Origin of the sequence: Paraburkholderia sp. J41 (assembly GCF_905220235.1) — a bacterium.
Taxonomy (GTDB): domain Bacteria; phylum Pseudomonadota; class Gammaproteobacteria; order Burkholderiales; family Burkholderiaceae; genus Paraburkholderia.
The window spans coordinates 60,648-82,197 of sequence record NZ_CAJMZE010000013.1 but is presented as its reverse complement, the minus strand read 5'-3'; the positions used below and the strand labels follow the sequence as shown (position 1 = coordinate 82,197).

Below are 21,550 nucleotides of genomic sequence, written 5' to 3'. Positions count from 1 at the left end.
AGAATAGTCGATCCCTATTTACAGGGGAACCCAGTTCCGGCAGAAAACCGCAGAAATTTCCCGGTATTCTGGGCTGAATTCAAGATTGATCAAATGTTGCCCACCCTCGAAAGCTGCGCGCAAGCAAAATCCGTCAGAGAGGGTGCGCACGGGGACATGTGATGAACAAAGTCACTTTTAATGCAGCCCTGTCGCTAAGAGATGTTAGCGACAGGGCTGCATTTTTCAGCAAAACTGCGCTTGCGCTGATCGAGCCGCTGAAATTCGGATCGGCCGTGCTGCGACGTGAGGCGTCAGATTTAATGCGGACTGAGACGAAGCGATATTTTTATTGCGATCCGAGTGGAAGCAAATCTGTCGCTTCGGCATCGAGATGCCATGCCAGGTTGTGGACCGCCTTGGTGAGAAACTTATTGCGGACTACGCAACGCTCCGAAGCGCATCTGGCAAGCCAATGCATGCATTTTCCGCGAGAAGCAGTTGTCGGTTAGCCAGCATTCCGAGTTGATGAAGCGGCGGCCGGACTTGCTGCGGAATCCGGCCCACTGCTGACAACGCCGATTTGATTAATTAAGCTTTTTCCAGCCAAAAGCTTGCCATCGGTCTAGGGAAGTCTTGTTGCTTTCCTTGGTAAAAGTCATCTGGATATCCCCCCCTTTGGCGTATTCATCCAGCCTGGGGGCCGTGTCTCGCGATTCCCAGTGATTCGTGCTCGTTGAGAGCCACAACGAACCACCCTTGAAGGACCATGTTCCGCACCACACGCACATGCCTGCGGGATCGCCGGGCTGGTGGAAGTTGTAGTGGCCGTCGGCCGTAATCTCCAGATAATCGAAGCTCTGATAGAACGCGAGCTTGCCCTGTTGATATAGGTCCGCCGCCTTTTCCTGCTTTTGGGACGGTTTTCCATGGAAATCCTGTGGCTGCATAATACCGGCGCCGACAAGCTTCCATTTACCAAAGAAGTCCTTTGCCACAGGTATGTACTCCCCCTGGGCTTGCTGCCCTTCTGCATAGGCATGGCCGGCGAACGACGTGCTTACGACACAAAATACTGCCGCGAACAACGTTGCCCAGATGCGCTTTTGTTTCTTCATTTTATTTTTCCTTGATTAAATTCCCATTCTGGGATGGCGGGTCTAATCGACCAAATGATCCTGCGGCCACCCGGCAGGGTGCGCACCGATGAGTGCGCCGGCTGATTCTCGGCGACTCAGGTACAGCGAATCAAATACTTCTCAGCGGAATTGACAATGTTTTACCGGCCGCGTTATCCAGTGGCTCGTGAGCCTGGTCATGCTGAATTGGTAAAGCAGAGAGGTGATGTTTTGGCACGCTGTCAGGCGCGTGCATGTTTCGCCGTGAAGAAATGCAGACAGACGCATAGAAGCACATTTGGAAATGCTTGTGCGCGATTTACGCGAGCGAAGTTGTGGGTTAACTTACATGTCGGTCCATGTCGTGCATGTTTTCTATAGATTGTGTAAGAGCAGCTAACACAACCTGGACGTGACGCCATGAAAGCCATATCGTGGCGGCATGGCCAGACGAAAAATCAATAACGAGTTATGGGCGATGCTGGAGCCGCTGATTCCGGTATTCACGCCGTCGCCCAAAGGGGCCGCCGCCGGACGGTGGATGACCGCGCAGCATTGAACGGCATCCAGTATGTCCTGCAAACAGGCATTGCATGGGAACACTTGCCGAAAGAATTGGGCTTCGGCAGCGGGATGATGCCGCCAGTGTTTCCAACCCCGCACATCGTCGTAGATGCGCGCGGCGTTCCGTTGGCCATCACGGTCACGGGTACCAACCGGCACGATTCGACGGCATTCGAACGCACGCTTGATGCCATTCCGGCGGTACCGGGCCTGAACGGACAGCCTCGCAAACGTCCGGGCAAGCTTCATGCAGACAAAGGTTATGACTTTGCACACCGCCTTCATTACCTAAGGCAGCGCTCGCTGGGTAGTCGAGCGCACGCATGCCTGGTTTACCGATTTCCGCAAACTGCGCATTCGTTTCGAGCGTCGTCTCGGCATTCGTGTTGCGTCGCGCTCACTGGCTGCTGCCGTTATCCGTTCCGCTTCGTTGATGACTGGTGTTAGCCGCTCAAATGCTTAACCGACACGACGACTAAATTCGAATGCTCGATTCGCGAGTTCACACGTTACTCGGCTAATCACCTCGTCCCAATGACCTGGCGAAGGCTGGCGGAACAGGCGAGCGCTCGGATACCAAGGGGAATCGTCGCGGTCATTCAACCATCTCCAGCAAGCATCGTTGCGTGAAAGAATCCAGACAGGCTTATCCAGGGCGCCGGCTAGATGCGCGATTGCCGTGTCGACGGTTATAACCAAATCCAGTTGTTCGATTATGGCGGCCGTATCCGCAAAGTCGTGTACGTCATGCATGAGATCCAGGGGGCGCAAATCAGCGGGTATCGCATTGATCTGCATCTGTGTCGTCTCCCCTTTTTGAAGGCTCACGAACGTAATCCCGGGAATGCGCAGCAGCGGTATATAAGTGATCGCGTCGAAGGAGCGCAAGCGGTCAACAGCGTTTAGTTCTGGCCGGTGCACGCGTGGCGCTCCGGCCCAGACAAGACCTACCTTGAAACGATTGCCAGGAAGCCGGCCTGCCCACTTCGCGATCCGTTCACGTGGTACCCGCAGATATGGCGTGGAGGCGGGAACGCAATGGAGCGTAGTTCGGAACCGACACGGCAAGCTCATCATCAGGCACAGGTAATCATGCCGTGGAGCGCTATCCAACCTCTCGGGCGATATGCATAAATCAACGCCCGCTATAAGTTCCAGCAGTGGCTGCAATTCCTCAGAACAGACAACGGTAAGTTTCGAGAGACCACAAGCTTTTAACGCGGTCAGATAACGGCAAAACTGCAAACTATCGCCGTGTCCTTGCTCCGAATAAACGAGGAGCGATTTACCCGACAGATCCTCTCCGCGCCAGACTGGATAATCGACTGCCGGCGGTGTGACAACTCGCTGGGGCCAGGCGGGATCGTATCGGGTTTCATAGAGTTCCCACCCCTCCTCGAATTTTCCGAGCGAGAGCAGTAGATGAGCGAGATTTTGTTTTGCTTCGAAATGATGCGGTGAAAGCGCCAAAACCTGTCGATACGAAGTTTCCGCCTCGTCGAGGCGCTTTTGCAGCGTGAGTACGACACCAAGATCAAAGTGCGTGCTGGCGTCGTGTGGATTTTCCGCGAGTGCGTGTCCCAATGCCGATGCTGCTTCCGGCAACCGCCGCTGCTCTCGATACATCACACCGAGATTCTGCCAGGCCTCAAAGGATTGAGGTTGCAGGACGATTGCATGTCGGTAGGCATGCTCGGCTTCCTCAAAACGGCGAAGCCGCGCAAATAGGCGTCCGATGTTGATGTACGCGCCGGGGTGGCCGGGTGTGACGGCGAGCGCGCGCCGAAAGCATGCTTCGGCATCTTCCATTCGGTCAAGCTCACTGAGCACAACGCCGAGGTTGTTCAGCGCATCGTAATGGTTGGGTTGCCGGTCCAGCATTTGTTGCCAAAGTCCCGCAGCCTCCTGCGCTCGCCCCATCGACAAACAACATGCGGCGGCCAGGTTCAAAAGCTGTGCATCAACATGTGGCGATGTGAGCAGTGGTTTTATAAGGGCGACTGCTTCCTCATATCTCCCCTTTTGGTAGAGCGTTGCAGCGGTCTGGCGCATTTCGGGCAGGCAATCACCATCTTGAACCTCTGCAATCATGGATTCACCTCGACGGGTAGCGCACGGTCGGCGGGAATAAATCGCGCTTCGCAAGATAATAAATATGTCGTGTTCACTGAACTTAAAAATAGACGTTGGGCAGGTGCAAGATTTGTCACCGCGCAATCTGGCTCCCGGTCAACCCTTAAAACAGGATGATTCTGTCTATGTCGGAACATTAGGACTCGGACGAGCATTGTGTACAGCACGAAATCCGCTTCGATTAATTAACTTCCGCCAATTAACTTCCGCCGAATCGCTAACCGCCCGCGCCTCCCACCGCCCCCGCCCGCGCGGCCAACACGCCCAACGCGGCCTCCACGCGCGCGAGCGCTTCGCTCCAATCGTCGCGCCGCGTCTGGCGAAACACGCGCATGTTCGGATACCACGGCGCGTCCTCGCGGTCCTTGAACCAGCGCCAGCACGCCGCGTAGCGCGAGAGCACCCACACCGGCTTGCCGAGCGCGCCCGCGAGATGCGCCATCGACGTATCGACGGTAATCACGAGGTCGAGATTCGCGACGATGGCGGCCGTATCGGCGAAATCGCGGACCTCGCCCATGGGATCGAACGGCCGCAGCCCGGGCGGCAGTTCGGCAAGCTGCGGGCGCGTGGCCGCGCCCAGTTGCAGACTCACGAAGCGCACGCCAGGCGTGCCCAGCAACGGCTCGAAGGAGCGCGCGTTCAGCGAGCGGCGCTGGTCGATCGCGTAGGCGCTCGCCTGGTCCGCGCGCGGATTGCCGGCCCACACGAGCCCCACTTTCAGCGGCCCTTGCGGCAACCGTGCGCGCCACCGGTCGGCTTCAGCGCGATTCGCATGCAGATACGGAACGCGCGCCGGAATCGACGCGACCGTGGTGCCGAAGCGAAACGGCAAGCTCATCGTGAGCGCCCAGTAGTCGTGACGCTCGATGCGCCCTTCGCCGTTGAGCGGAATCACCAGGTCCACGCCTTCGAGCGTTTCGAACAGGCGGTGCAGCACGGGCGCGCACGCAAGGCTAACGTGCGCCGCGCCGAGCGCCTTGAGCATGGGCACGTAACGGCAGAATTGCAGCGCGTCGCCGAGACCTTGCTCGGGCCAGACGAGCACCGATTTGCCCGCGAGCGATTCGCCCTGCCACTGGGGATACGGCACCGGCGGCCGCGCGATGCCTTCCGCGCCCATCGAGGGATCGTGCCGCGCTTCATAAAGCGGCCAACCGGCCTCGTAATCGCCAAGGTACAGCAACGGCAGCGCGAGATTCGTGCGCGCGGCCGCGTAGTCGGGACGCAGCGCGAGCGCGCGCCGGTAGGCTTCGATGGAGGCCTCCACCTTGCCGAGTTGCCAGAGCGCGTTGCCGAGATTGTTGTGGATCTCGGCCTGGCTGTCGTCGAGCGCGAGCGCGCGGCGGCACGCCGCTTCGCTTTCGGGCAGGCGGTTCATGTCCTTGTAGAGCAAACCGAGGTTGTTCCACGCCGCCGCGGCGCCTGGCTCGCGCGCAAGCAGGTCACGATACGCGGCTTCGGCCTGGTCGAGACGGCCGAGCCGCCACATCGTCACGCCCAGGTTCAACCGCGCGCCCAGATGATGCGGATCGCGCTCCAGCGCTTGCGTGAAAACGGCAGCGGCTTCTTCGAGGCGTGCCGCCTGCATCAGCGCCATGCCCTGGTTGAAAAGCGCGGCGACGTCGGGCAAGGGAGCGGTCATGGGAGCGGTAAAGCGATGGGGACGAGCTATTCAATGTAGGCGCGTCGCGAAATTCCGTCCATTGGCGAAGTCCTGAACCGCGCCGGCGCGGCGGCCTTGCACAGTGATGCCGATGCCGATGCGGCGCTTATACTGTGCGGCTCCATGTTCGCCGCCCGAGGTCGTCATGCCGCTCCAGGGAAGCTGTCTGTGCCGCGCCGTTCGCTACGAAGCCGACCGGCTCGCCTCGCCCATCGTGCATTGCCATTGCACGACCTGCCGCAAGGCCCAGGCCAGCGCCTACGCGAGCACGGCGCGCGTGATGCGCGAGAGCTTCCGCTGGCTTGCGGGCGAAGCGCGGCTCTCGCGCTACGAATCGTCGGAAGGGAAGTTTCGATACTTCTGCTCGATTTGCGGCACGCACGTGCTCGCCGATCGGCCCGCGCAACCGCATCTGATCCTGCGCGTCGCCACGCTCGACGACGACCCCGGCGTGCGGCCCGAATCGCACATCTGGACTTCGCACGACGTGCCCTGGCTCACCGACGCCCCCGCTGCGCCCGACGCTCCGGGCACGCCGCATTACGCCGAATGGGCGCCGCCCCGGCCGTAGCACCGCCATATCGTCAGGATGCCGAACTATCCGGCGAGGCGTGCGCCTTGACGAAATCGACGAAAGCACGCAGCGGCGCGGGCAGATGCCGCCGCCCCGGATAGTAGAGAAACGGCCCCGAAAACGGCGCGGGCCAGTCGGCGAAGAGGGGCACGAGCGCGCCGCTTTCGAAGTGCGGCCGCAGCATGTCGTCGAACAGATGCACCACGCCCATGCCGTCCACGGCCATGCGCACGAGCAGATCGAGCGCCGCCGCGCCGGGCCGCACCACGAGCGTCGCGGGCGCGTCGATCTGCACCTGTTCGCCGTCGCGCTCGAAATGCCAGAGCGGCATCGCGCCGCCCGAAAACTGCACGCGCAGGCACGCATGCGCGATCAGCTCGCGCGGATGTTGCGGCCGCCCGCGCGCCGCGAGATAAGCGGGCGAAGCGGCCGTCGCGAACCGCTCCGTGCGCGGGCCGATGGGAATCGCGATCATGTCCTGCTCGAGCCGTTCGTCGTAGCGAATGCCCGCGTCGCAGCCGATTTGCAACACGTCGACGAAACCGTCCTCCACCACCACTTCCACGCGAATCTCGGGATACGCGCGTTGAAACGGCGCGAGCACGCCCGGCAGAATCGTGCGCGCCGCGCTCGCGGGCACGTTGAGCTTGAGCGTGCCCGCGGGGCGGTCGCGATAGCCGTTGAGCACGTCGAGCGCCGCCGCCATTTCGCCGAAAAGCGGCGTGATGGCGTCGAGCAGGCGCTGCCCCGCCTCCGTGGGCGCGACGCTGCGCGTGGTGCGGTTCAGAAGGCGCAAGCCGAGTTTCACTTCGAGCCGCCGCACCGCCGTGCTCAGGCTCGAGGCGGACACGCCGCCTGCGCGCGCCGCGTCGCGGAAACCGCCCGCGCGCGCCACCGAGACGAACGCCGCCAGATCGTTCATGTCGGTCGGAATGTCGGCCGGCACACTTCGCTCATTGTTCATTTTTTCGCACAACCCGTTCGTATCGAATGGGATTATCGGACAATTTAAACGCGGCCATACTGCGGGCAGTCGTCCAAAGCGCTGTCAATCCACGATCAACCGAGGAAATCGCCATGCCCCGCACCTCCACCTATTCGTTCGCCGGCCGCGAAGTCAACCGCATGGGCTACGGCGCCATGCAGCTTGCCGGGCCCGGCGTGTTCGGGCCGCCGAAAGACCGCGCCGCCGCCGTGGCCGTGTTGCGCGAAGCCGTGGCGCTCGGCGTCGATCACATCGACACGAGCGACTTCTACGGCCCGCACGTGACCAACCAGATCATTCGCGAGGCGCTGCATCCTTACGCCACGAACGCCGGCGGTCTCACGCTCGTCACCAAGGTGGGCGCCATGCGCGACGACCAGGGCGGCTGGCTGCCCGCGTTCACGCCCGACGACATCGAACGCGCCGTGTACGACAATCTGCGCAATCTGGGCCTCGACGCGCTCGACGTGGTGAACCTGCGCATGATGGGCGACGTCCACGCGCCCAAGGACGGTCCGCTCGAACCGCAGATCGAAAGGCTCGCCGCGCTGCGCGAACGCGGTCTCGTGCGCCACGTGGGCCTCTCGAACGCCACGCTCGCCCAGGTTGCGGCGGCGCAGCGCATCGTGCCCATCGTGGGCGTGCAGAACCACTACAACCTCGTGCATCGCGCCGACGACGCGCTGATCGACGCGCTCGCCGCGCAAGGCATTGCCTATGTGCCGTTTTTCCCGCTCGGCGGTTTTTCGCCCATTCAGTCGTCGTCGCTCTCCACGCTCGCCGCGCGCCTCGAAGTCACGCCGATGCAGCTTGCGCTCGCCTGGCTGCTGCGCCGCTCGCCCAATATCCTGCTGATTCCGGGCACGTCGTCGGTGGCGCATTTGCGCGAGAACGTGGCCGCCGCGCAACTCGAACTCGACGCCGCCGCGCTCGCCGAACTCGACGCCATCGGCAGGCAAGGCTGAGGCATCGGCCGCGCGCGCCCCGCCCCGCCTCGCTGCGGGTGCGGGCTTACCCGCATCGGGAAAGTCAGGGGAAGTATCGAGGAAACTTCGCCCTGATCGAACGTGTCAGCATGAGGGCGTCGCCACCCCGGCGGCGCCCTTTTCGTTTTCCGGAGACAAGCGATGGCCGAACTCGTCACGTGCCTGTGGTTCGCTCAAGGCAAAGCGCGCGAAGCGGCGCAGTTCTACGCCGCAACCTTCCCCGACAGCCATGTGGGCCCCGGCCATGTCTCGCCCATCGAAGGCATCGGCCAGGGCGACGAACTGCTGGTGGAATTCACCGTGCTCGGCCAGCGCTACGTGGGGCTGAACGGCGGCGACAACTTCACGCCCAACGAGGCGGTCAGCTTCATGGTGCTCACCGAAACGCAGGAAGAAACCGACCGCTACTGGAACGCCGTGGTGAGCCACGGCGGCCAGGAATCGGCGTGCGGCTGGTGCAAGGACCGCTGGGGATTTTCGTGGCAAATCACGCCGCGGCGCCTGCTCGAACTCGTCAACAGCGCCGACAAGGAAGTGGGCAAGCGCGCGATGAACGCCATGATGCAGATGCGCAAGATCGACATCGCGACCATCGAGCGCGCGGCGGCGCAGCCATGAGCGACGCCGCGAACGCAGCCGCGCTGCGCACGATTTACCGCGATTACCTGGCCTGCCTGAACCGCCGCGACTGGGCCGCGCTCGGGCAATTCGTCGACGACGCCGTGGTACACAACGCGCGGCCGTTCGGTCTTGCCGGTTATCGCGCGATGCTCGAAAACGACGTGCGCGAAATCCCGGACCTGCGCTTCCAGATCGAACTGCTGAGCGTGGAGCCGCCCTTGCTCGCGTGCCGCCTGACGTTCGACTGCACGCCGCGCGGCAACCTGTTCGGACTCCCGATCAACGGCCGGCGCGTGCGATTCGGCGAGAACGTGTTTTATCGCTTTGGCGGCGCAAGTCGGGCGGCGAAGATCGTCGAAGTCTGGTCCGTGATCGACACCGCCGCCATCGAAGCGCAGCTTTCCTAGCGCGCGATCGACAGCACGGCTTCCACGCCGCCCGTTTCGCGATTGCGCAGCGCAAGCGTGCCGCCGTGCGCGCCCGCGATGCTGCGCGCGATCGTGAGGCCGAGACCCGCGCCGGAATCGTGCGCGGCGGCGTTCGTGCTCGCGCGATAGTACGGCTCGAAAACCTTGTCGATTTCGGCCGCGGGAATGCCGGGGCCGTCGTCGCGAATCGCAATGCGCAGCATGCGGCCGTCGTCGCGCACCGCGATTTCCACGGCGTTGCCGTGACGCAGCGCGTTGTCGAGCAGGTTCTGCAAACAGCGCTTCAGGTTGCGCGGATACCCCGCGAGCGGCGCGCTCGCACGCCCCTGCACCGTGACGTCGCGGCCCGCTTCGCGCGCGTCGCCGGCGAGACTTTCGAGCATCGAATCGACGTCGATCGCGTGGCGCGTTTCGGTGATCTCTACGCCGCGCACGGCGTCGAGCGTCGCGCCCACCATCGCTTCCATTTCGTCGAGGTCGCCGCGCAAACGCTCGCGCCATTCGGGATTCGGCAGCATTTCGGCGCGCAGCCGCAAGCGCGTGAGCGGCGAGCGCAAGTCGTGCGAGACCGCCGCGAGAAAGCGCGTGCGCTCGGCAATGCCGTCGAGCAGTTGCTGCTGCATGGTATTGAGCGATTGCGCCGCGAGCCGCACTTCGGCGGGCCCGGCAACGTCGAGCGGCGGCCGGTGCAGATTGTGGCCCAGCGCGCGCGCCGCGCCCGCGAGCCGCTTGAGCGGACGCACCGCGAAGCGCACGGCGAGCAGCGCGAGCAGCAGCACGGCGGCAAAGCGCACGAGATAAATGCGCACGAGGTAATCCATCACGAGCTGGCGCGGCTCCATGCGCAAGCCGGCCTGCGTTTCGGTGGCGCGCACGTCGATCCACGTGCCGTCGCGCAGCCGCGCCTGCGCATGAAACACGCCGAACGGCATGCGCGAACTGAACAAACTGAGGATGCCGTTACGCTGGCCGCTTTCGTCGTGCAATTGAGCGTCGAGCACGCGCACCGGCGTGGCTTCGTGCAAACGCCGCGCCACGAGCGTCGCGATCAGTTCGCCGACCGCGCGCTGCGCGAGCGGCAGATCGCCGGGCGGCGCGGGCGCGTCGATGCGCCGTAGCTGGAAGCGCTCGTCGTTGAGCGCCTCGACGGCGGCGCGTTGCAGCGCGGCGGCGTTGCCGCCTTCGCTGCCGGCGCTGTGTTCGAGCAGCCGCACCGCATCGGCAAGACGGCTCGCGAAGAGGCGCGCGGGCATTTCGAGCGTGCGCGCGTCGTGAACCTGAAACCAGATCGTGCTCGTGAGCAATTGCCCGCCGAACATGCCGATCACGAGAATGAGGACGAGCCGCCCGAACAGCGTGTCGGGCCAGAGGCGCCATGTCATCGCGGATTCCCTCGGTTCGCGCCTCACGGTTCGTAGCGAACCTGCACCGCCAGCAAATAGCCTTCGTTGCGCACGGTGCGGATGAGTTTGGGCGCGCGCGCCGAATCGCCGAGTTGCTGACGCAAACGGCTGATGCAGACGTCGATGGCGCGGTCGAGCGGCGAAAGCTCCTTGCCGAACACCTGATCGAGCAGGAATTCGCGCGAGAGCGGCCGGTTCGGATGATCGAGCAGCGTGCGCAGCGCGCGATAGTCGGAGCCGCCGAGCGATTTCACGAGGCCCTCGGGCGAAAGAATCTGCTTCATCTGCGTGTCGAGCCGCCAGCCGTCGAAGATCACGGCCGAATAGCGGTCGGTGCGTGCGCGCGCGGGCGCCGCGCCCGGCTGCCCCCGCGTGCGGCGCAGCACGACCTTGATCTTCGCCAGCAGCTCGCGCGGGTCGAACGGCTTGGGCAAGTAGTCGTCGGCGCCCATTTCGAGGCCGATGATGCGGTCGAGCAGCGCGCCGCGTGCGCTCAGGATCACGATCGGCACGCCGTGCCCGCGGGCCAGTTCGCGCGTGAGTTCGAGACCGTCCTCGCCGTCGAGCATGAGGTCGAGCACGATCAAGTCCACGCGCGAAGCGTGCATCACCTGCCGCATTTGCGCACCGTTTGCGGCGACGCTCGCCTCGTAGCCCATCTCGCGCAGATAGTCGCGCAGCAGATGGCGAATGCTCGGATCGTCGTCGACGATCAGTATGTGGTCCATCGTTTCCAGTCGCGGCGATGCGGAAAATGCGGATCGTCGGGCATGTCGGGGCGGCGCGTCAACCGGCAACGCGCCGCCGCGCGCGGCCAACACATTCCATTACAAAACGGCCGCTTCCCAACACATCGCCATTACATCGCATCGGTAAAGTGTGCGGCGTTAATAGCAATCGTTCTCATTTACGAGTATATCATGGCGATTTTCCGGCTTGCGGCGCGCGGCGCCCTCATGGCGGCGGCGCTGATCGGCGCGTTGCAGACGACACCCGAGGCGGCGGCCGCGCCCGCCCCGGCTTCCGGCGCGGCACCCGGTTCGTCGCCCGGTTCGTCGCCCGGTTCGTCGCCCGGTTCGTCGCCCGCCACGCTCACCGATCTGGCCGGACGCACCGTGCGCATTCCCGCCGAGCCGCATCGCGTGCTGCTCGGCGAAAGCCGCCTGCTGACCGCCGTGGCGCTGCTGCAAGGCGCGCAACCGCTCGCGAACATCGTCGGCTGGCAAGGCGACTTGCCGCTCATGGACCCGCAGACCTACAACGCGTACGCGCAGCGCTTTCCCGGCATCAAGCGCATTCCGCTGATCGGCAACGCTTCCGAGGACAGCATCAGCGCGGAAAAGGCGCTGAGCCTCAAGCCCGACGTGGCGATCTTCAGCGTCGCGGGCGAAGGGCCGGGCCGCAACAACGCGCTCGTCAAGCAGCTCGAAGCGACGGGCACGGCGGTCGTGTTCGTCGATTTCCGCGTGCATCCGCTCGAGGACACGGTGCCGAGCATTCGCCTGCTCGGCGCGGTGCTGCATCGCGAGCCCGAAGCCAATGCGTATATCGCGTTCTATCAGCAGCATCTCGCGCGCGTGCAGCGCACCGTGGCGGCAATTCCGGCGGCGCAGCGCCCGAAAGTGTTCATCGACCTGCTCGCGGGCGTATGGGCCGGCGGCTGTTGCCACACGGCCGGCAACGGCAGTTTCGGCGATCTGATCGGCGCGGCGGGCGGCGTGAATATCGCCGCGCAACTCGTGCCGGGCGCGCTCGGCGACGTGAGCATGGAGCAGATCATCGCCGCGCGGCCCGACGTCTACATTGCCACCGGCAGCCACACGAAGCCGGGCTTTCCGTCGCTGCGCGTGGGCGCGCAAACGAGCGCGCACGACGCGCAGGCGAGCCTCGCCGAACTCGTCGCGCGTCCCGGCTTCGACGCGGTGAAGGCGATCCACGACGGCCGCGTACACGGCATCTCGCACAACTATTACGACTCGCCGTACAACATCGTGGCGATCGAGGCGTTCGCGAAGTGGTTCTATCCGCAGCGGTTCAAGGATCTCGACGTGGCCGCAACGCAGGCGCAGTTGTACCGCCAGTTCCTCGCGGTGCCGCCGGACGGCGCGTACTGGGTGGACGCGCCGCTCGGCCAGACGGTGCGCTGACGATGGCCGAAATCACGCACGCGGCCGGCCCCGGCGCGGCCGCACGCGAAGCCGCCCCACGCGAAGCCGCATCTCGCGAAGCCGCCTCTGCCGAAGCCGCCGCACGCGCCGCCGCCGACCTCGACGCGCGAACCGCCGCCGACATCGCGCGTTATCGCCGGCTCACGAGAAAGCGCGTTGCGTATCTCGCGGCCACGGCGTTGTTGACGCTCGTTTCGCTCGGCTTCGATCTGCGCTCGGGGCCTTCGGGCTTGCCGGTTTCCACGCTGCTGCACACGGTGTTCGAGCACGCCACGGCCGACCCCGCGACCCGCGTGATCGTCTGGCAGATTCGCCTGCCCTACGCGGTGATGGCGCTGCTCGTGGGCGCCTCGCTCGGCCTTGCGGGCGCGGAAATGCAGACGATCCTCGCCAATCCGCTCGCGAGCCCGTACACGTTGGGCGTTTCGGCGGCGGCGGCGTTCGGCGCGTCGCTGGCCATCGTGCTGAACCTCGCTCTGCCCGGCATCGCGCAAACGTGGCTCATTTCCGCCAACGCCTTCCTGTTCGCGCTCGGCTGCGCGCTGCTGCTCGACGCGGTGGCGCGCTGGCGCGGCATGAGCACCACGGGCGTCGTGCTGATGGGCATCGCGCTCGTGTTCGCCTTCCACGCGCTGACTTCGCTGATGCAGTTCGTCGCCGACGCCGACGCGCTGCAAGGTCTCGTGTTCTGGACGCTCGGTTCGCTCGCGCGCGCCGACTGGCCGAAGATCGGCGTGCTCGCGGCCGCGTTGGCCGTGGCGCTGCCGCTCGCGATGCGCAATGCGTGGACGCTCACCGCGCTGCGCCTGGGCGAGGACCGCGCGGCGAGTTTCGGCGTGGACGTGCGGCGCGTGCGGCTCGGCACGCTGCTGCGCGTTTCGGTGCTCTCGGGGCTCGCGGTGTCGTTCGTCGGCACCATCGGCTTTATCGGCCTGATCGCGCCGCATATCGCACGCACCGTGTTCGGCGAGGATCATCGCTTCTATCTGCCGGGCAGCGCGCTCGCGGGGGCGTTGATGCTGTCGCTTGCGTCGATCGCTTCGAAAATCATCGTGCCGGGCGTGCTGATTCCCGTTGGCATCGTCACGGCGCTGGTCGGCATTCCGCTGTTTCTCGGCATTGTCGTGCGCGCCCAGGGGGAAGTGTGATGACGGCGAAAGCAACGGCGACCGCAACGAAAAATGGTCTGCGCATTCACGATCTTGGCGTGCGCTACGGACGCCGCGACGTGCTCGCCTCGCTCACGGCCGGCCCGTTGCCGCGCGGCGCGATCACGGCGCTGCTCGGCCCCAACGGCAGCGGCAAGTCCACCTTGCTGCGCGCGCTCGCGGGTTTGACGCGCGCGCACGCGGGCGCGCTCTCGCTCGACGGCGAAGCGCTCGCGCTCACGGCCGCGGGCGCGCGCTCGCACAGCGTGGTCTATCTGCCGCAAACGCTGCCGGCGGGCGTGCGCATGCAGGCGCTCGAGTCGGTGCGCGTGGCGCTGCATGCCACGCGTTCGGCGGGCGGCCTGCGGGGATTGCACGGCCACTCCATGCGGCGCACCGACGATCTCGACATCGCGCACGACGCGCTGCGGCGCCTCGGTATCGCGCCTCTCGCAAGCCGCCCGCTCGACGAACTCTCGGGCGGCCAGCGTCAGCTCGTGGGCATCGCGCAGGCGCTCGTGCGCGATCCGCAAGTGCTGCTGCTCGACGAACCGCTTTCGGCGCTCGACCTCAATCATCAGTTTCACGTGATGCGCTCGCTCGCCGACATCACGCGCGAACGCGGCATCGTCACCGTCGTGGTGCTGCACGATCTCAACGTCGCGCTGCGTGCCTGCGACCGCGCGATGCTGCTCGCGGGCGGGCGCATCGTCTCGTTCGGCGCGCCCGCGGAAGTGGTGACGCCCGCCGCGCTCGAAAGCGTGTTCGGCGTGCTCGCGCGCATCGAAACGTGTTCGCGCGGCCAGCATCAAGTCCTGATCGACGGACTAGCCGTTTGATTCGCATTAACGACAACAGGGGAAAACATGAAGTCTGCATGGTTTGCGGCGGGATGCGCCGCGGTCTTGAGCTGCGCGGCGCACGCGCAATCGAGCGTGACGCTCTACGGCGTGATCGACGCCGGTCTCTATTACACGAGCAACGAGAAAGGCCACGGCGCCTGGCAGGCGGGCAGCGGCGACGTAACGGGCAGCCACTGGGGCATGCTTGGCCACGAGGATCTGGGCGGCGGCACGCAGGCCATTTTCCAGCTCGAAAACGGCTTTAGCGTGATGAACGGCAGCTTGCGCCAGGGCGGCCGCCTGTTCGGCTATCAAGCGTATGCGGGACTCGCGAACCCGCGCTACGGCACCGTCGCGCTCGGCCGCCAGTACGACTCCGTGGTCGATTACCTGGCACCGCTAAGCTTTACGGGACGCCGCCCCGGCGGCAACAATCTCTCGGCGCATCCGTTCGACAACGACAACCTCAATAACTCGTTTCGTGTGAACAACGCCATCAAGTACGCGAGCGCGCCGGTCGCGGGCCTGCGTTTCGGCGCGCTCTACAGCTTCTCGAACGAAGCGGGCGGTTTCGACGACAACCGCCTCTACAGCGCGGGCGCCGCCTACGACATGGGACCGCTGAGCCTCGCGGCCGCCTGGCTGCAAGCGAACAACGGCGGCAGCGCCAACACCAACGGCGCGCTCACGCTCACCGAGCGCACCTTCGTCGCGGCACGCCAGCGCGTGTTCGGCGCGGGAGCGGCCTACAGCCTGGGCGCGGCGAAAATCGGCTTTGTGTGGACACGCACGCAGCTCGACGGCCTCGCGACGATCAACGGCGCGAATAGCCTCGGCATCGCCATGAACGGCGCCGGCATGAGTTTCGGCAACTACGAAATCAACGCGAGCTACTTCCTCATGCCGACACTCGGCCTCACCGCCGAATACACCTATACGAATGCGTCGATGTCGAATGCGGGCGGCGCGCATCGGCCGAAATGGCATGGGGTTTCCGTGCAGGCCGATTATCTGCTTTCGAAGCGCACCGACCTTTACGCGCAGGCGAGCTATCAGCACCTGAACGCGGACGGCTCGGGCTTCACCGCCGATATCAGCGGCCAGACCGCTTCGTCGACGAATCAGCAGACGGTCGTCGCCGTGGGCATGCGGCACCGGTTTTAAAGCGCGCCGTTTGCCGTTATCGGCTCGCTCATTGCCCCGTTTATCGACCCGCTTATCGACCGGCGCATTGGCTCGCTCATTGGCTCGCTCATCGAGCCGCTTATCGACTCGCTCATTGCCCCGATTGCGTGGCGCCGCGCGCGGGCGCGCCGTATCCGCTCGTGTTGGGGCCGCCGTTTTGAGCCGCCGCCTGCGATTGCGCGAGGCGGCGCTGCGCGGCCTGAATGTCGGCGGGGTAATTCAGATCGTCGGCGATAGCCGGGTTATAACCGGCGTTTTCGATGTCGATCAGTTGCTGACGCACTTCGGCGCGCGTGAGCGGCCGGTCGTTGCCGTACTGCGCATAGGAAATGGCGGGAAGAACGAGCGCCGAAACGGCGGCCAGTTTGACGAACGTGTTCATGTTTGCGGGTCCGGTTTGTTTTCAGTCGCCCGCGCGAAGCCGTATGCGGGTCGATGGACGGAGTGTAGACAGTTAGCTCTGCAACTAAAATGCCGAATACGATAAGAGAGCGTTACCGAAACTGAAAGAAGTCGCGGCCGGCGCGCGCGCGGCTGGCATAATCGGCGTTTCAGTCGACGTTTCCATCGACATTTCAATCGACGCTTCGCCTGAGATCGCGTTTTTCGCTACTGCCGTTTTTGCCTCTTTCGCCCGATCCGCAATGAACCTGCATACCTGGTGGCTTTTCCTCGTCACGGTCTTTGTCGTCTGTGCCATTCCCGGTCCCAACATGCTGCTCATCATGTCGCACGGCGCCCAGTACGGGCTGCGCCGCACCGGCGCGACCATGGCCGGCTGTCTTTCCGCGCTCGTGCTGATGCTGGCCGTTTCCGCCGCCGGGCTCGGCGTGTTTCTTCAGGCGTGGCCCGCGATGTTCAACGCGCTGCGCCTGATCGGCGCCGCGTATCTCGTCTATCTGGGCGTGAAAGCGTGGAGCGCGCCGCTGCCCGAAGCCAGCGAACCCGCGCAGGCCGTGGCAAAACCCGCCGCGAAAATGCCCGCGCGCTCGGCGTTCGCGCTGTATCGCAACGGCTTTTTCGTCGGCGGCAGCAATCCCAAAGCGATTCTGTTCGCGGCGGCGCTGCTGCCGCAGTTCATCGACGCGAGCCGCCCCGTGCTGCCGCAATTCGGCGTGCTGGTGGTCACGTTCGCCGTGTGCGAGGTGAGCTGGTATCTCGTGTACGCGGGCTGCGGCACACGCATCGGCGCGACGCTCAAGAGCCGGCGCGTGGCAAAGGCGTTCAATCGCGCGACGGGCGGCGTGTTCGTCGGCTTCGGCGCGATGATGGCGTTGTTGCGGCAGTGAGGGTTGGCGGCGGCGCGGGGGTCATCCAGCGCGATGGCGCGATGGCCGCCGCAACGGCCGGCGCGATGGCCGGCAAAAGGCCCGGCAAGAAGTTCGGCAAGGGGCGCGCACGCAGGTGAAAAACACGCCCTTGAAATTGAGTCCGACCATGGCGTCGAACGCCGTTTCGTCGATCAGGTCCAGCGTTGGGGAGTGCGACGTTCCGGCGTTGGCGAAAAGAACGTCGACGCGCCCGAGCCGGGCACGGACCGTTGCCATGACGCGATCTATGTCGGCCACGCTGGAGACATCCGCGACGATGCCCACGTCCCTTCGCCAATCGCTTTCGTGGCTTCGTCGAGCTTGCGCGCATCGCGCCCCACGACGACGACCGTTGCGCCATGCGCGTGCATCAATTGGGCGCAAGCCAAACCACCCGAGCGCCTTCCGAAATGAAAAGTTTCGCGGTTGCGAGACCGATGCCGCTCGTCCCGCCCGTAATCAAAGCCGACTTGTTCCTGAGCCTCATTCTCTGTTCCTTTCTTTGCGTGAGATCGGGGAAGCCGGAGATCGAGGCGCAATCGCGCTTCGGCTCGCCGGCTTGATTCCCACGCAAATTATGGAAGTTGAACGAAATGGCTCAAAGGTCGTAAATCCCTCGATATCCGCCACCGAGACCGAGCGTCACTCGGTTGCGTCACTCAGTTGCGTCGCTCGGTTGAGCCGCTCAGTTGAGCCGCTTCAGCTCGCCGTCGTCCGCATACCAGTCCACGGTCTTGCCGCTCGTGTTCACCGTGACGGCCCGCGGCTCGCTGAACTGGTCGAACGACTCGATGCCCGTCTCGCGGCCCACGCCGCTGTTCTTGAAGCCGCCCCAAGGCGAGGCCGGATCGAGCCGGTGATGGTCGTTGACCCACACCATGCCGAACTCCAGCCGGGACGCCACGCGATGCGCGCGCGCCACGTCCTGCGTCCACACCGATGCGGCCAGCCCGAACTGCGTCGCATTGGCGATCCGGATGGCGTCCGCTTCATCGTCGAAAGGCATGACGACCGTGACCGGCCCGAACACTTCGTCCTGACCGAGTTCGGATTCCGGCGGCACGTCGTACATCACCGTCGGCTCGATGAAGAAACCCGCTTTCAGCGCCTGCGGCACGACGCCTCCCGTGAGGACTTTCGCACCCGTTTGTTTTGCGCGTTCCAGCATCGCGAGAATGCGCTGGCGCGAGCGCTCGGAGATGACCGGGCCGAGCTGGGTTTGCGCCTCGGCCGGATCGCCGACGCGAATGCGCGATGCTTTAGCGCGAAAGCGTTCGAGGAATTCCGCGTACATCGACTTTTGCACGAGAATGCGCGCGCCGCACACGCACGTTTGCCCCGCACCGATGAATGCCGCGAACGCCGCGCCGTTCACCGCGCGCTCCATGTCGAAGTCGTCGAAAAGCATCACGGCGCCCTTGCCGCCCAGTTCGAGCGTCGTCAGCGCGAAGTTGCGCGCCGCGGCCTCGCCGATCGAGCGCCCCACCTCGGTCCCGCCGGTGAACACCACCTTGCGGATGCGGGAATGACTCGCGAGCGCCGCGCCGGCTTCGCGCCCTTCGCCGTTGACGACGTTCACCACGCCCTTGGGCACGCCCGCTTCATCGAGTAGCCGAACGAGACGCACGGTGGTGAGCGGCGTCTGCTCCGACGCCTTGATGACGACGCTATTGCCCGTCGCGAGCGCAGGCGCGAGACTCTTCGACAGAATCATCAGCGGATGATTGAAAGACGTCATCAACGCGACCACGCCGAGCGGCACGCGTTGCGTATAGCAGAGATACGGGCCTTCGATCGGAATCACGTCGCTGCGGCGCGTGAGGGCGAGCGCCGCGAAATAGCGGTAAAACTGCGGCAAACGCGAAATCTGCGCGCGGGTTTCGGAAATGGGCCGGCCGTTGTTCAGCGTCTCCAGCTTGTAGAACGCTTCGAGGTCCGCTTCGAACAGGTCGGCAAACCGGTTGAGAATGCGGGCCCGCTGCTGAATGGGCATGTCGCGCCACGCGCCGCCCTCGAATGCGCGATGCCCCGCCTGCACCGCGCGATCCACGTCGGCCGCGCTCGCGGCGGCCAGCGCGCCGATCACGGCGCCCGTCGCCGGATTGACGATGTCGAGCGTGCGGCCGCCTTCGGCATCGGTCCATTCGCCGTCGATGAAAAGCGGTGCGTCGAGATGGTTCGGATTCACTGTGTCCATAACGTTCCTTGAATGCGGTTATTTCGAAGGTGAAGCGTGCGCGCGGCCTGCGTCGCGCGCATCGTGTGCATCGTCCGTGCGGGCGGCGCCGGGTTGAAGGTCTTCGAGACGCTCGCCGGTCGGCTCCACGCCCAGCCACGCCACCACGACGATCTGGACGGCGAGCAGGCCGATCATCATCGCCAGCACGCCGACGATGCCGTGCTGCGCGAACAGCGCCACCACGATGAACGGCGTGACGATGGTCGCGCCGCGCCCGAGCGTGTTGCAGATGCCGGAGGCGCGCAGCCGCACCGGCGTCGGAAAGAGTTCGGGCACGTAGACGGCGAACAGCAGCGCGACGAGCACGTAGATGGGAATCGTGAGCAGCAGCCCGATCACGGGCAGCAACGTCGCGCTGGAAACGAACGGGTAGATCGCACCGAACACGATGGCCGCGAACGACGCGCCGATGATGGTGGGCTTGCGCCCCCATGCGTCCGCCGTCAACGCGCCGATGCCGCTGCCGATGGGCGCGCCGAGCGACATCACGAGCGCGAAGCCGAACGACCTTGCAATGCTCATGCCCTGGTGGACGAAGAAAGTGGGCAGCCACGTCACGAAGCCGTAAAGCAGCGTGTTGATGACCACGAGCGTCACGCAGCCGACGATCATGCGCGGAAGCATCGCGCCGGAAAACAGCGAGCCGAACGACATCGGCGCCGGGTTCGATGCTTTCACGACGACCGGCGGCGGCAACGGCTCGCCGCCGCGCGACTGCATCACCTCGGTTTCGATGCGCGTCATGATGCTTTCGGCTTCGTCGTCGCGGCCGACCGATTCGAGCCAGCGCGGCGACTCCGGCAACGACTTGCGCGCGTACCACACGCCGAGCGCGCCGATGCCGCCGACCACGAACATCGCGCGCCAGCCGAGAAACGGAATCACCGAAAGTCCGATCAAGCCCGCAACCGGCAGGCCCGACACGACGAACACGGCCATCAACCCTTGCAGCTTGCCGCGCCTGGCCGGCGGCACGAATTCCGTCAAGGTCGAATAACCGACGACGTTCTCCGCGCCGAGCCCGAGTCCCATGGCGAAGCGGCACGCGACCAGCACGCTCATGTTCGGCGCGAGCGCGGCGCCGAGCGACGCGAGCCCGAAAATCGCCAGGTTCGCCTGATACGTGAAGCGCCGCCCGAAACGGTCGCCGAGAAAGCCGGTGCCGAGCGAGCCGAGCATCATGCCGAGAAAGGTCACCGACACGAACAGCGCGTTCTGCGCGAGTGTCGAAAAGCCGCTGTGCAGCGTCGCGCCCAGCACCGTCGATGCGACGTAGATATCGAAGCCGTCGAAGAACATGCCGATGCCGATGAGCCACATGATGCGGCGGTGAAACGGCGACATCGGCAAACGGTCCAGTCTCGGGCCTGCGTTGACGTACATGGTTGTCTCCTCCTTGTCGTCGCGTTCGTGTGCCTCAGCGGCCTTGCATCAGCCGCAAGGCGCTGACCGTGAGCATGTCGGTGGCGGCGCGGAAGTTCTCTTCCACGCTGCTTTGCTGCGCGGCCTGAAAGAACGCCTTGCAATGGCGCGCCCCGGTCTCGTCGAGCGCGAGAATGCGCCGTGTCAGTTCGTCGGCTTGCGCTTCCAGCGCGTCGCGTTCGCAGATTCGCGTAATCAGTCCCGCGCGCAGCGCCTCGTCGGGCGTGACGGCGTCGCCGAACAGCACCATCGGGAACAGCGCCTTCGGCAGCGCGTAGTTGCCCGCGTAAGCCATGATCGCGGCGGGCGGCAAGCCCTTGCGCATTTCGGGAAACGCCAGCGACGCGGTCGACGCGACCAGCGTGAAGTCGCACAGCATCGCAAGACCGAAGCCGAACCCCAGCGCGTCGCCCTGCACCTGCGCGATCGAAACGAGCGACGTGTTGCGCACGAGCCGCTTCATCTCGATGAGGCGCGCGACTTCCTTGCGGATGGAAACGGTGTCGGTGCCCGCGCGTTCGCGTCCCGTGCAGAACGCCGCGCCAGTCGCGCGGATGCGCAGCACGCGCGCGGTCGGCTCCAGCGCTTCGGCGCGCAGCGCGGCCGACATCGCGTCGAACATGGCAGCCGAAATCTCGTTGCCGAGATCGGGGCGATTCAGCGTGAAGCTCAGTACGCCATCGCCCCGTTCGATCAGAACAGGCTGCGGCAATGGATCTCGATCCATGACATCTCCTCGTGTATAATCTGTATACAGCGTATTCATAAAGCCACCGAGG

Annotated in this window: 22 protein-coding genes and 1 pseudogene; 10 read left to right on the top strand and 13 right to left on the bottom strand. The window is 64.8% G+C overall.

All coding sequences use genetic code 11. From position 1 onward, the window contains the following. Positions 1–566: 566 nt before the first annotated feature. The gene (locus tag U5805_RS15790) at positions 567–1,097 is read right to left on the bottom strand and encodes a hypothetical protein (protein ID WP_322104419.1); all 531 of its coding nucleotides are present in this window, start codon (positions 1,095–1,097) and stop codon (positions 567–569) included. A 442-nt stretch (positions 1,098–1,539) separates the two neighbouring features. On the opposite strand from U5805_RS15790, the pseudogene U5805_RS15785 reads away from it, so the two are divergent. Next, a pseudogene (locus U5805_RS15785) lies at positions 1,540–2,108 on the top strand (transposase). A gap of 12 nt (positions 2,109–2,120) precedes the next feature. Here U5805_RS15785 and U5805_RS15780 read toward each other — a convergent pair. From U5805_RS15780 to U5805_RS15770, 3 genes are all read right to left on the bottom strand, one after another. Beyond that, a complete protein-coding gene (locus U5805_RS15780; protein ID WP_322104418.1) occupies positions 2,121–3,752 on the bottom strand; it encodes a tetratricopeptide repeat-containing glycosyltransferase family protein in 1,632 nt (543 codons plus the stop codon). Between the two features lie 259 nt (positions 3,753–4,011). Then, a complete protein-coding gene (locus tag U5805_RS15775) occupies positions 4,012–5,439 on the bottom strand; it encodes a tetratricopeptide repeat-containing glycosyltransferase family protein (protein ID WP_322104417.1) in 1,428 nt (475 codons plus the stop codon). A gap of 30 nt (positions 5,440–5,469) precedes the next feature. Beyond that, positions 5,470–5,607 (bottom strand): hypothetical protein, encoded by a 138-nt coding sequence (locus U5805_RS15770; protein WP_322104416.1) that lies wholly within the window; start codon positions 5,605–5,607, stop codon positions 5,470–5,472. On the opposite strand from U5805_RS15770, the gene U5805_RS15765 reads away from it, so the two are divergent. After that, entirely contained in the window at positions 5,606–6,031 is a 426-nt protein-coding gene (locus tag U5805_RS15765; protein WP_322104415.1) for a GFA family protein, read from the top strand. The genes U5805_RS15770 and U5805_RS15765 overlap by 2 nt on opposite strands. A gap of 13 nt (positions 6,032–6,044) precedes the next feature. On the opposite strand, the gene U5805_RS15760 is transcribed toward U5805_RS15765, so the two are convergent. Further along, positions 6,045–6,998 carry a LysR family transcriptional regulator gene (locus U5805_RS15760; protein ID WP_415914608.1) on the bottom strand — a complete coding sequence of 318 codons (954 nt, stop codon included), beginning with the start codon at positions 6,996–6,998 and terminating at the stop codon, positions 6,045–6,047. Positions 6,999–7,111: 113 nt separating this feature from the next. Here U5805_RS15760 and U5805_RS15755 point away from each other — a divergent pair, with 113 nt between their 5' ends. The 3 genes from U5805_RS15755 to U5805_RS15745 all read left to right on the top strand — a co-directional run bounded on the left by U5805_RS15755 (position 7,112) and on the right by U5805_RS15745 (position 9,033). Further along, positions 7,112–7,984 (top strand): oxidoreductase, encoded by an 873-nt coding sequence (locus tag U5805_RS15755; RefSeq protein WP_322104414.1) that lies wholly within the window; start codon positions 7,112–7,114, stop codon positions 7,982–7,984. 162 nt (positions 7,985–8,146) lie between these two features. After that, positions 8,147–8,623, top strand: coding sequence for a VOC family protein (locus tag U5805_RS15750; protein WP_322104413.1), 477 nt, complete (start codon positions 8,147–8,149; stop codon positions 8,621–8,623). Beyond that, positions 8,620–9,033: an ester cyclase gene (locus tag U5805_RS15745; protein ID WP_322104412.1), complete on the top strand. Its 414-nt coding sequence runs from the start codon at positions 8,620–8,622 to the stop codon at positions 9,031–9,033. Before U5805_RS15750 ends, U5805_RS15745 begins: the two co-directional genes overlap by 4 nt. On the opposite strand, the gene U5805_RS15740 is transcribed toward U5805_RS15745, so the two are convergent. Then, positions 9,030–10,436, bottom strand: a complete 1,407-nt coding sequence (locus tag U5805_RS15740; protein WP_322104411.1) for an ATP-binding protein — start codon at positions 10,434–10,436, stop codon at positions 9,030–9,032. The two genes, U5805_RS15745 and U5805_RS15740, sit on opposite strands and share 4 nt — an antisense overlap. Positions 10,437–10,459: 23 nt before the next feature. Further along, positions 10,460–11,185: a response regulator gene (locus U5805_RS15735; RefSeq protein ID WP_322104410.1), complete on the bottom strand. Its 726-nt coding sequence runs from the start codon at positions 11,183–11,185 to the stop codon at positions 10,460–10,462. A gap of 192 nt (positions 11,186–11,377) precedes the next feature. Here U5805_RS15735 and U5805_RS15730 point away from each other — a divergent pair, with 192 nt between their 5' ends. Genes U5805_RS15730 through U5805_RS15715 form a run of 4 tightly spaced genes read left to right on the top strand, consistent with a single transcriptional unit; the run spans position 11,378 to position 15,779 of the window. Next, a complete protein-coding gene (locus tag U5805_RS15730; protein WP_322104409.1) occupies positions 11,378–12,604 on the top strand; it encodes an ABC transporter substrate-binding protein in 1,227 nt (408 codons plus the stop codon). Between the two features lie 2 nt (positions 12,605–12,606). Next, complete coding sequence (locus U5805_RS15725) at positions 12,607–13,773, top strand: iron ABC transporter permease (protein WP_322104408.1); 1,167 nt, start codon at positions 12,607–12,609, stop codon at positions 13,771–13,773. Further along, positions 13,773–14,612, top strand: coding sequence for an ABC transporter ATP-binding protein (locus U5805_RS15720; protein ID WP_322104407.1), 840 nt, complete (start codon positions 13,773–13,775; stop codon positions 14,610–14,612). Before U5805_RS15725 ends, U5805_RS15720 begins: the two co-directional genes overlap by 1 nt. A 27-nt stretch (positions 14,613–14,639) precedes the next feature. Next, a complete protein-coding gene (locus U5805_RS15715; protein ID WP_322104406.1) occupies positions 14,640–15,779 on the top strand; it encodes a porin in 1,140 nt (379 codons plus the stop codon). 112 nt (positions 15,780–15,891) lie between these two features. Here the strand turns inward: U5805_RS15715 and U5805_RS15710 are convergent, their stop codons facing one another. Next, the gene (locus U5805_RS15710) at positions 15,892–16,182 is read right to left on the bottom strand and encodes a DUF4148 domain-containing protein (protein WP_322104405.1); all 291 of its coding nucleotides are present in this window, start codon (positions 16,180–16,182) and stop codon (positions 15,892–15,894) included. A 262-nt stretch (positions 16,183–16,444) separates the two neighbouring features. Between U5805_RS15710 and U5805_RS15705 the strand changes: the two genes are divergently transcribed. After that, a complete protein-coding gene (locus U5805_RS15705) occupies positions 16,445–17,089 on the top strand; it encodes a LysE family translocator (RefSeq protein WP_322104404.1) in 645 nt (214 codons plus the stop codon). Positions 17,090–17,110: 21 nt separating this feature from the next. Here U5805_RS15705 and U5805_RS15700 read toward each other — a convergent pair whose 3' ends face one another. From U5805_RS15700 to U5805_RS15680, 5 genes are all read right to left on the bottom strand, one after another. Further along, the gene (locus tag U5805_RS15700; RefSeq protein ID WP_322104403.1) at positions 17,111–17,494 is read right to left on the bottom strand and encodes an SDR family NAD(P)-dependent oxidoreductase; all 384 of its coding nucleotides are present in this window, start codon (positions 17,492–17,494) and stop codon (positions 17,111–17,113) included. Next, positions 17,481–17,597: an SDR family NAD(P)-dependent oxidoreductase gene (locus U5805_RS15695; RefSeq protein WP_415914607.1), complete on the bottom strand. Its 117-nt coding sequence runs from the start codon at positions 17,595–17,597 to the stop codon at positions 17,481–17,483. The genes U5805_RS15700 and U5805_RS15695 overlap by 14 nt, the downstream gene beginning before the upstream one ends. Positions 17,598–17,795: 198 nt before the next feature. Next, the gene (locus U5805_RS15690; RefSeq protein WP_322104402.1) at positions 17,796–19,307 is read right to left on the bottom strand and encodes an aldehyde dehydrogenase; all 1,512 of its coding nucleotides are present in this window, start codon (positions 19,305–19,307) and stop codon (positions 17,796–17,798) included. A gap of 18 nt (positions 19,308–19,325) precedes the next feature. Next, entirely contained in the window at positions 19,326–20,732 is a 1,407-nt protein-coding gene (locus U5805_RS15685) for an MFS transporter (RefSeq protein WP_322104401.1), read from the bottom strand. A 34-nt stretch (positions 20,733–20,766) separates the two neighbouring features. Beyond that, positions 20,767–21,498 (bottom strand): enoyl-CoA hydratase/isomerase family protein, encoded by a 732-nt coding sequence (locus U5805_RS15680; RefSeq protein ID WP_322104400.1) that lies wholly within the window; start codon positions 21,496–21,498, stop codon positions 20,767–20,769. Positions 21,499–21,550 lie beyond the last annotated feature (52 nt).

Bases quoted from the DNA above. Each gene is read 5' to 3' on its own strand.
- U5805_RS15765 (WP_322104415.1), top strand. From the start codon at position 5,606: ATGCCGCTCCAGGGAAGCTGTCTGTGCCGCGCCGTTCGCTACGAAGCC.
- U5805_RS15760 (WP_415914608.1), bottom strand. From the start codon at position 6,998: ATGAACAATGAGCGAAGTGTGCCGGCCGACATTCCGACCGACATGAAC.
- U5805_RS15740 (WP_322104411.1), bottom strand. From the start codon at position 10,436: ATGACATGGCGCCTCTGGCCCGACACGCTGTTCGGGCGGCTCGTCCTC.
- U5805_RS15750 (WP_322104413.1), top strand. From the start codon at position 8,147: ATGGCCGAACTCGTCACGTGCCTGTGGTTCGCTCAAGGCAAAGCGCGC.
- U5805_RS15725 (WP_322104408.1), top strand. From the start codon at position 12,607: ATGGCCGAAATCACGCACGCGGCCGGCCCCGGCGCGGCCGCACGCGAA.
- U5805_RS15755 (WP_322104414.1), top strand. From the start codon at position 7,112: ATGCCCCGCACCTCCACCTATTCGTTCGCCGGCCGCGAAGTCAACCGC.
- U5805_RS15735 (WP_322104410.1), bottom strand. From the start codon at position 11,185: ATGGACCACATACTGATCGTCGACGACGATCCGAGCATTCGCCATCTG.
- U5805_RS15705 (WP_322104404.1), top strand. From the start codon at position 16,445: ATGAACCTGCATACCTGGTGGCTTTTCCTCGTCACGGTCTTTGTCGTC.
- U5805_RS15730 (WP_322104409.1), top strand. From the start codon at position 11,378: ATGGCGATTTTCCGGCTTGCGGCGCGCGGCGCCCTCATGGCGGCGGCG.
- U5805_RS15685 (WP_322104401.1), bottom strand. From the start codon at position 20,732: ATGTACGTCAACGCAGGCCCGAGACTGGACCGTTTGCCGATGTCGCCG.
- U5805_RS15710 (WP_322104405.1), bottom strand. From the start codon at position 16,182: ATGAACACGTTCGTCAAACTGGCCGCCGTTTCGGCGCTCGTTCTTCCC.
- U5805_RS15680 (WP_322104400.1), bottom strand. From the start codon at position 21,498: ATGGATCGAGATCCATTGCCGCAGCCTGTTCTGATCGAACGGGGCGAT.
- U5805_RS15775 (WP_322104417.1), bottom strand. From the start codon at position 5,439: ATGACCGCTCCCTTGCCCGACGTCGCCGCGCTTTTCAACCAGGGCATG.
- U5805_RS15690 (WP_322104402.1), bottom strand. From the start codon at position 19,307: ATGGACACAGTGAATCCGAACCATCTCGACGCACCGCTTTTCATCGAC.
- U5805_RS15745 (WP_322104412.1), top strand. From the start codon at position 8,620: ATGAGCGACGCCGCGAACGCAGCCGCGCTGCGCACGATTTACCGCGAT.
- U5805_RS15780 (WP_322104418.1), bottom strand. From the start codon at position 3,752: ATGATTGCAGAGGTTCAAGATGGTGATTGCCTGCCCGAAATGCGCCAG.
- U5805_RS15715 (WP_322104406.1), top strand. From the start codon at position 14,640: ATGAAGTCTGCATGGTTTGCGGCGGGATGCGCCGCGGTCTTGAGCTGC.
- U5805_RS15790 (WP_322104419.1), bottom strand. From the start codon at position 1,097: ATGAAGAAACAAAAGCGCATCTGGGCAACGTTGTTCGCGGCAGTATTT.
- U5805_RS15720 (WP_322104407.1), top strand. From the start codon at position 13,773: ATGACGGCGAAAGCAACGGCGACCGCAACGAAAAATGGTCTGCGCATT.
- U5805_RS15695 (WP_415914607.1), bottom strand. From the start codon at position 17,597: ATGAGGCTCAGGAACAAGTCGGCTTTGATTACGGGCGGGACGAGCGGC.
- U5805_RS15770 (WP_322104416.1), bottom strand. From the start codon at position 5,607: ATGACGACCTCGGGCGGCGAACATGGAGCCGCACAGTATAAGCGCCGC.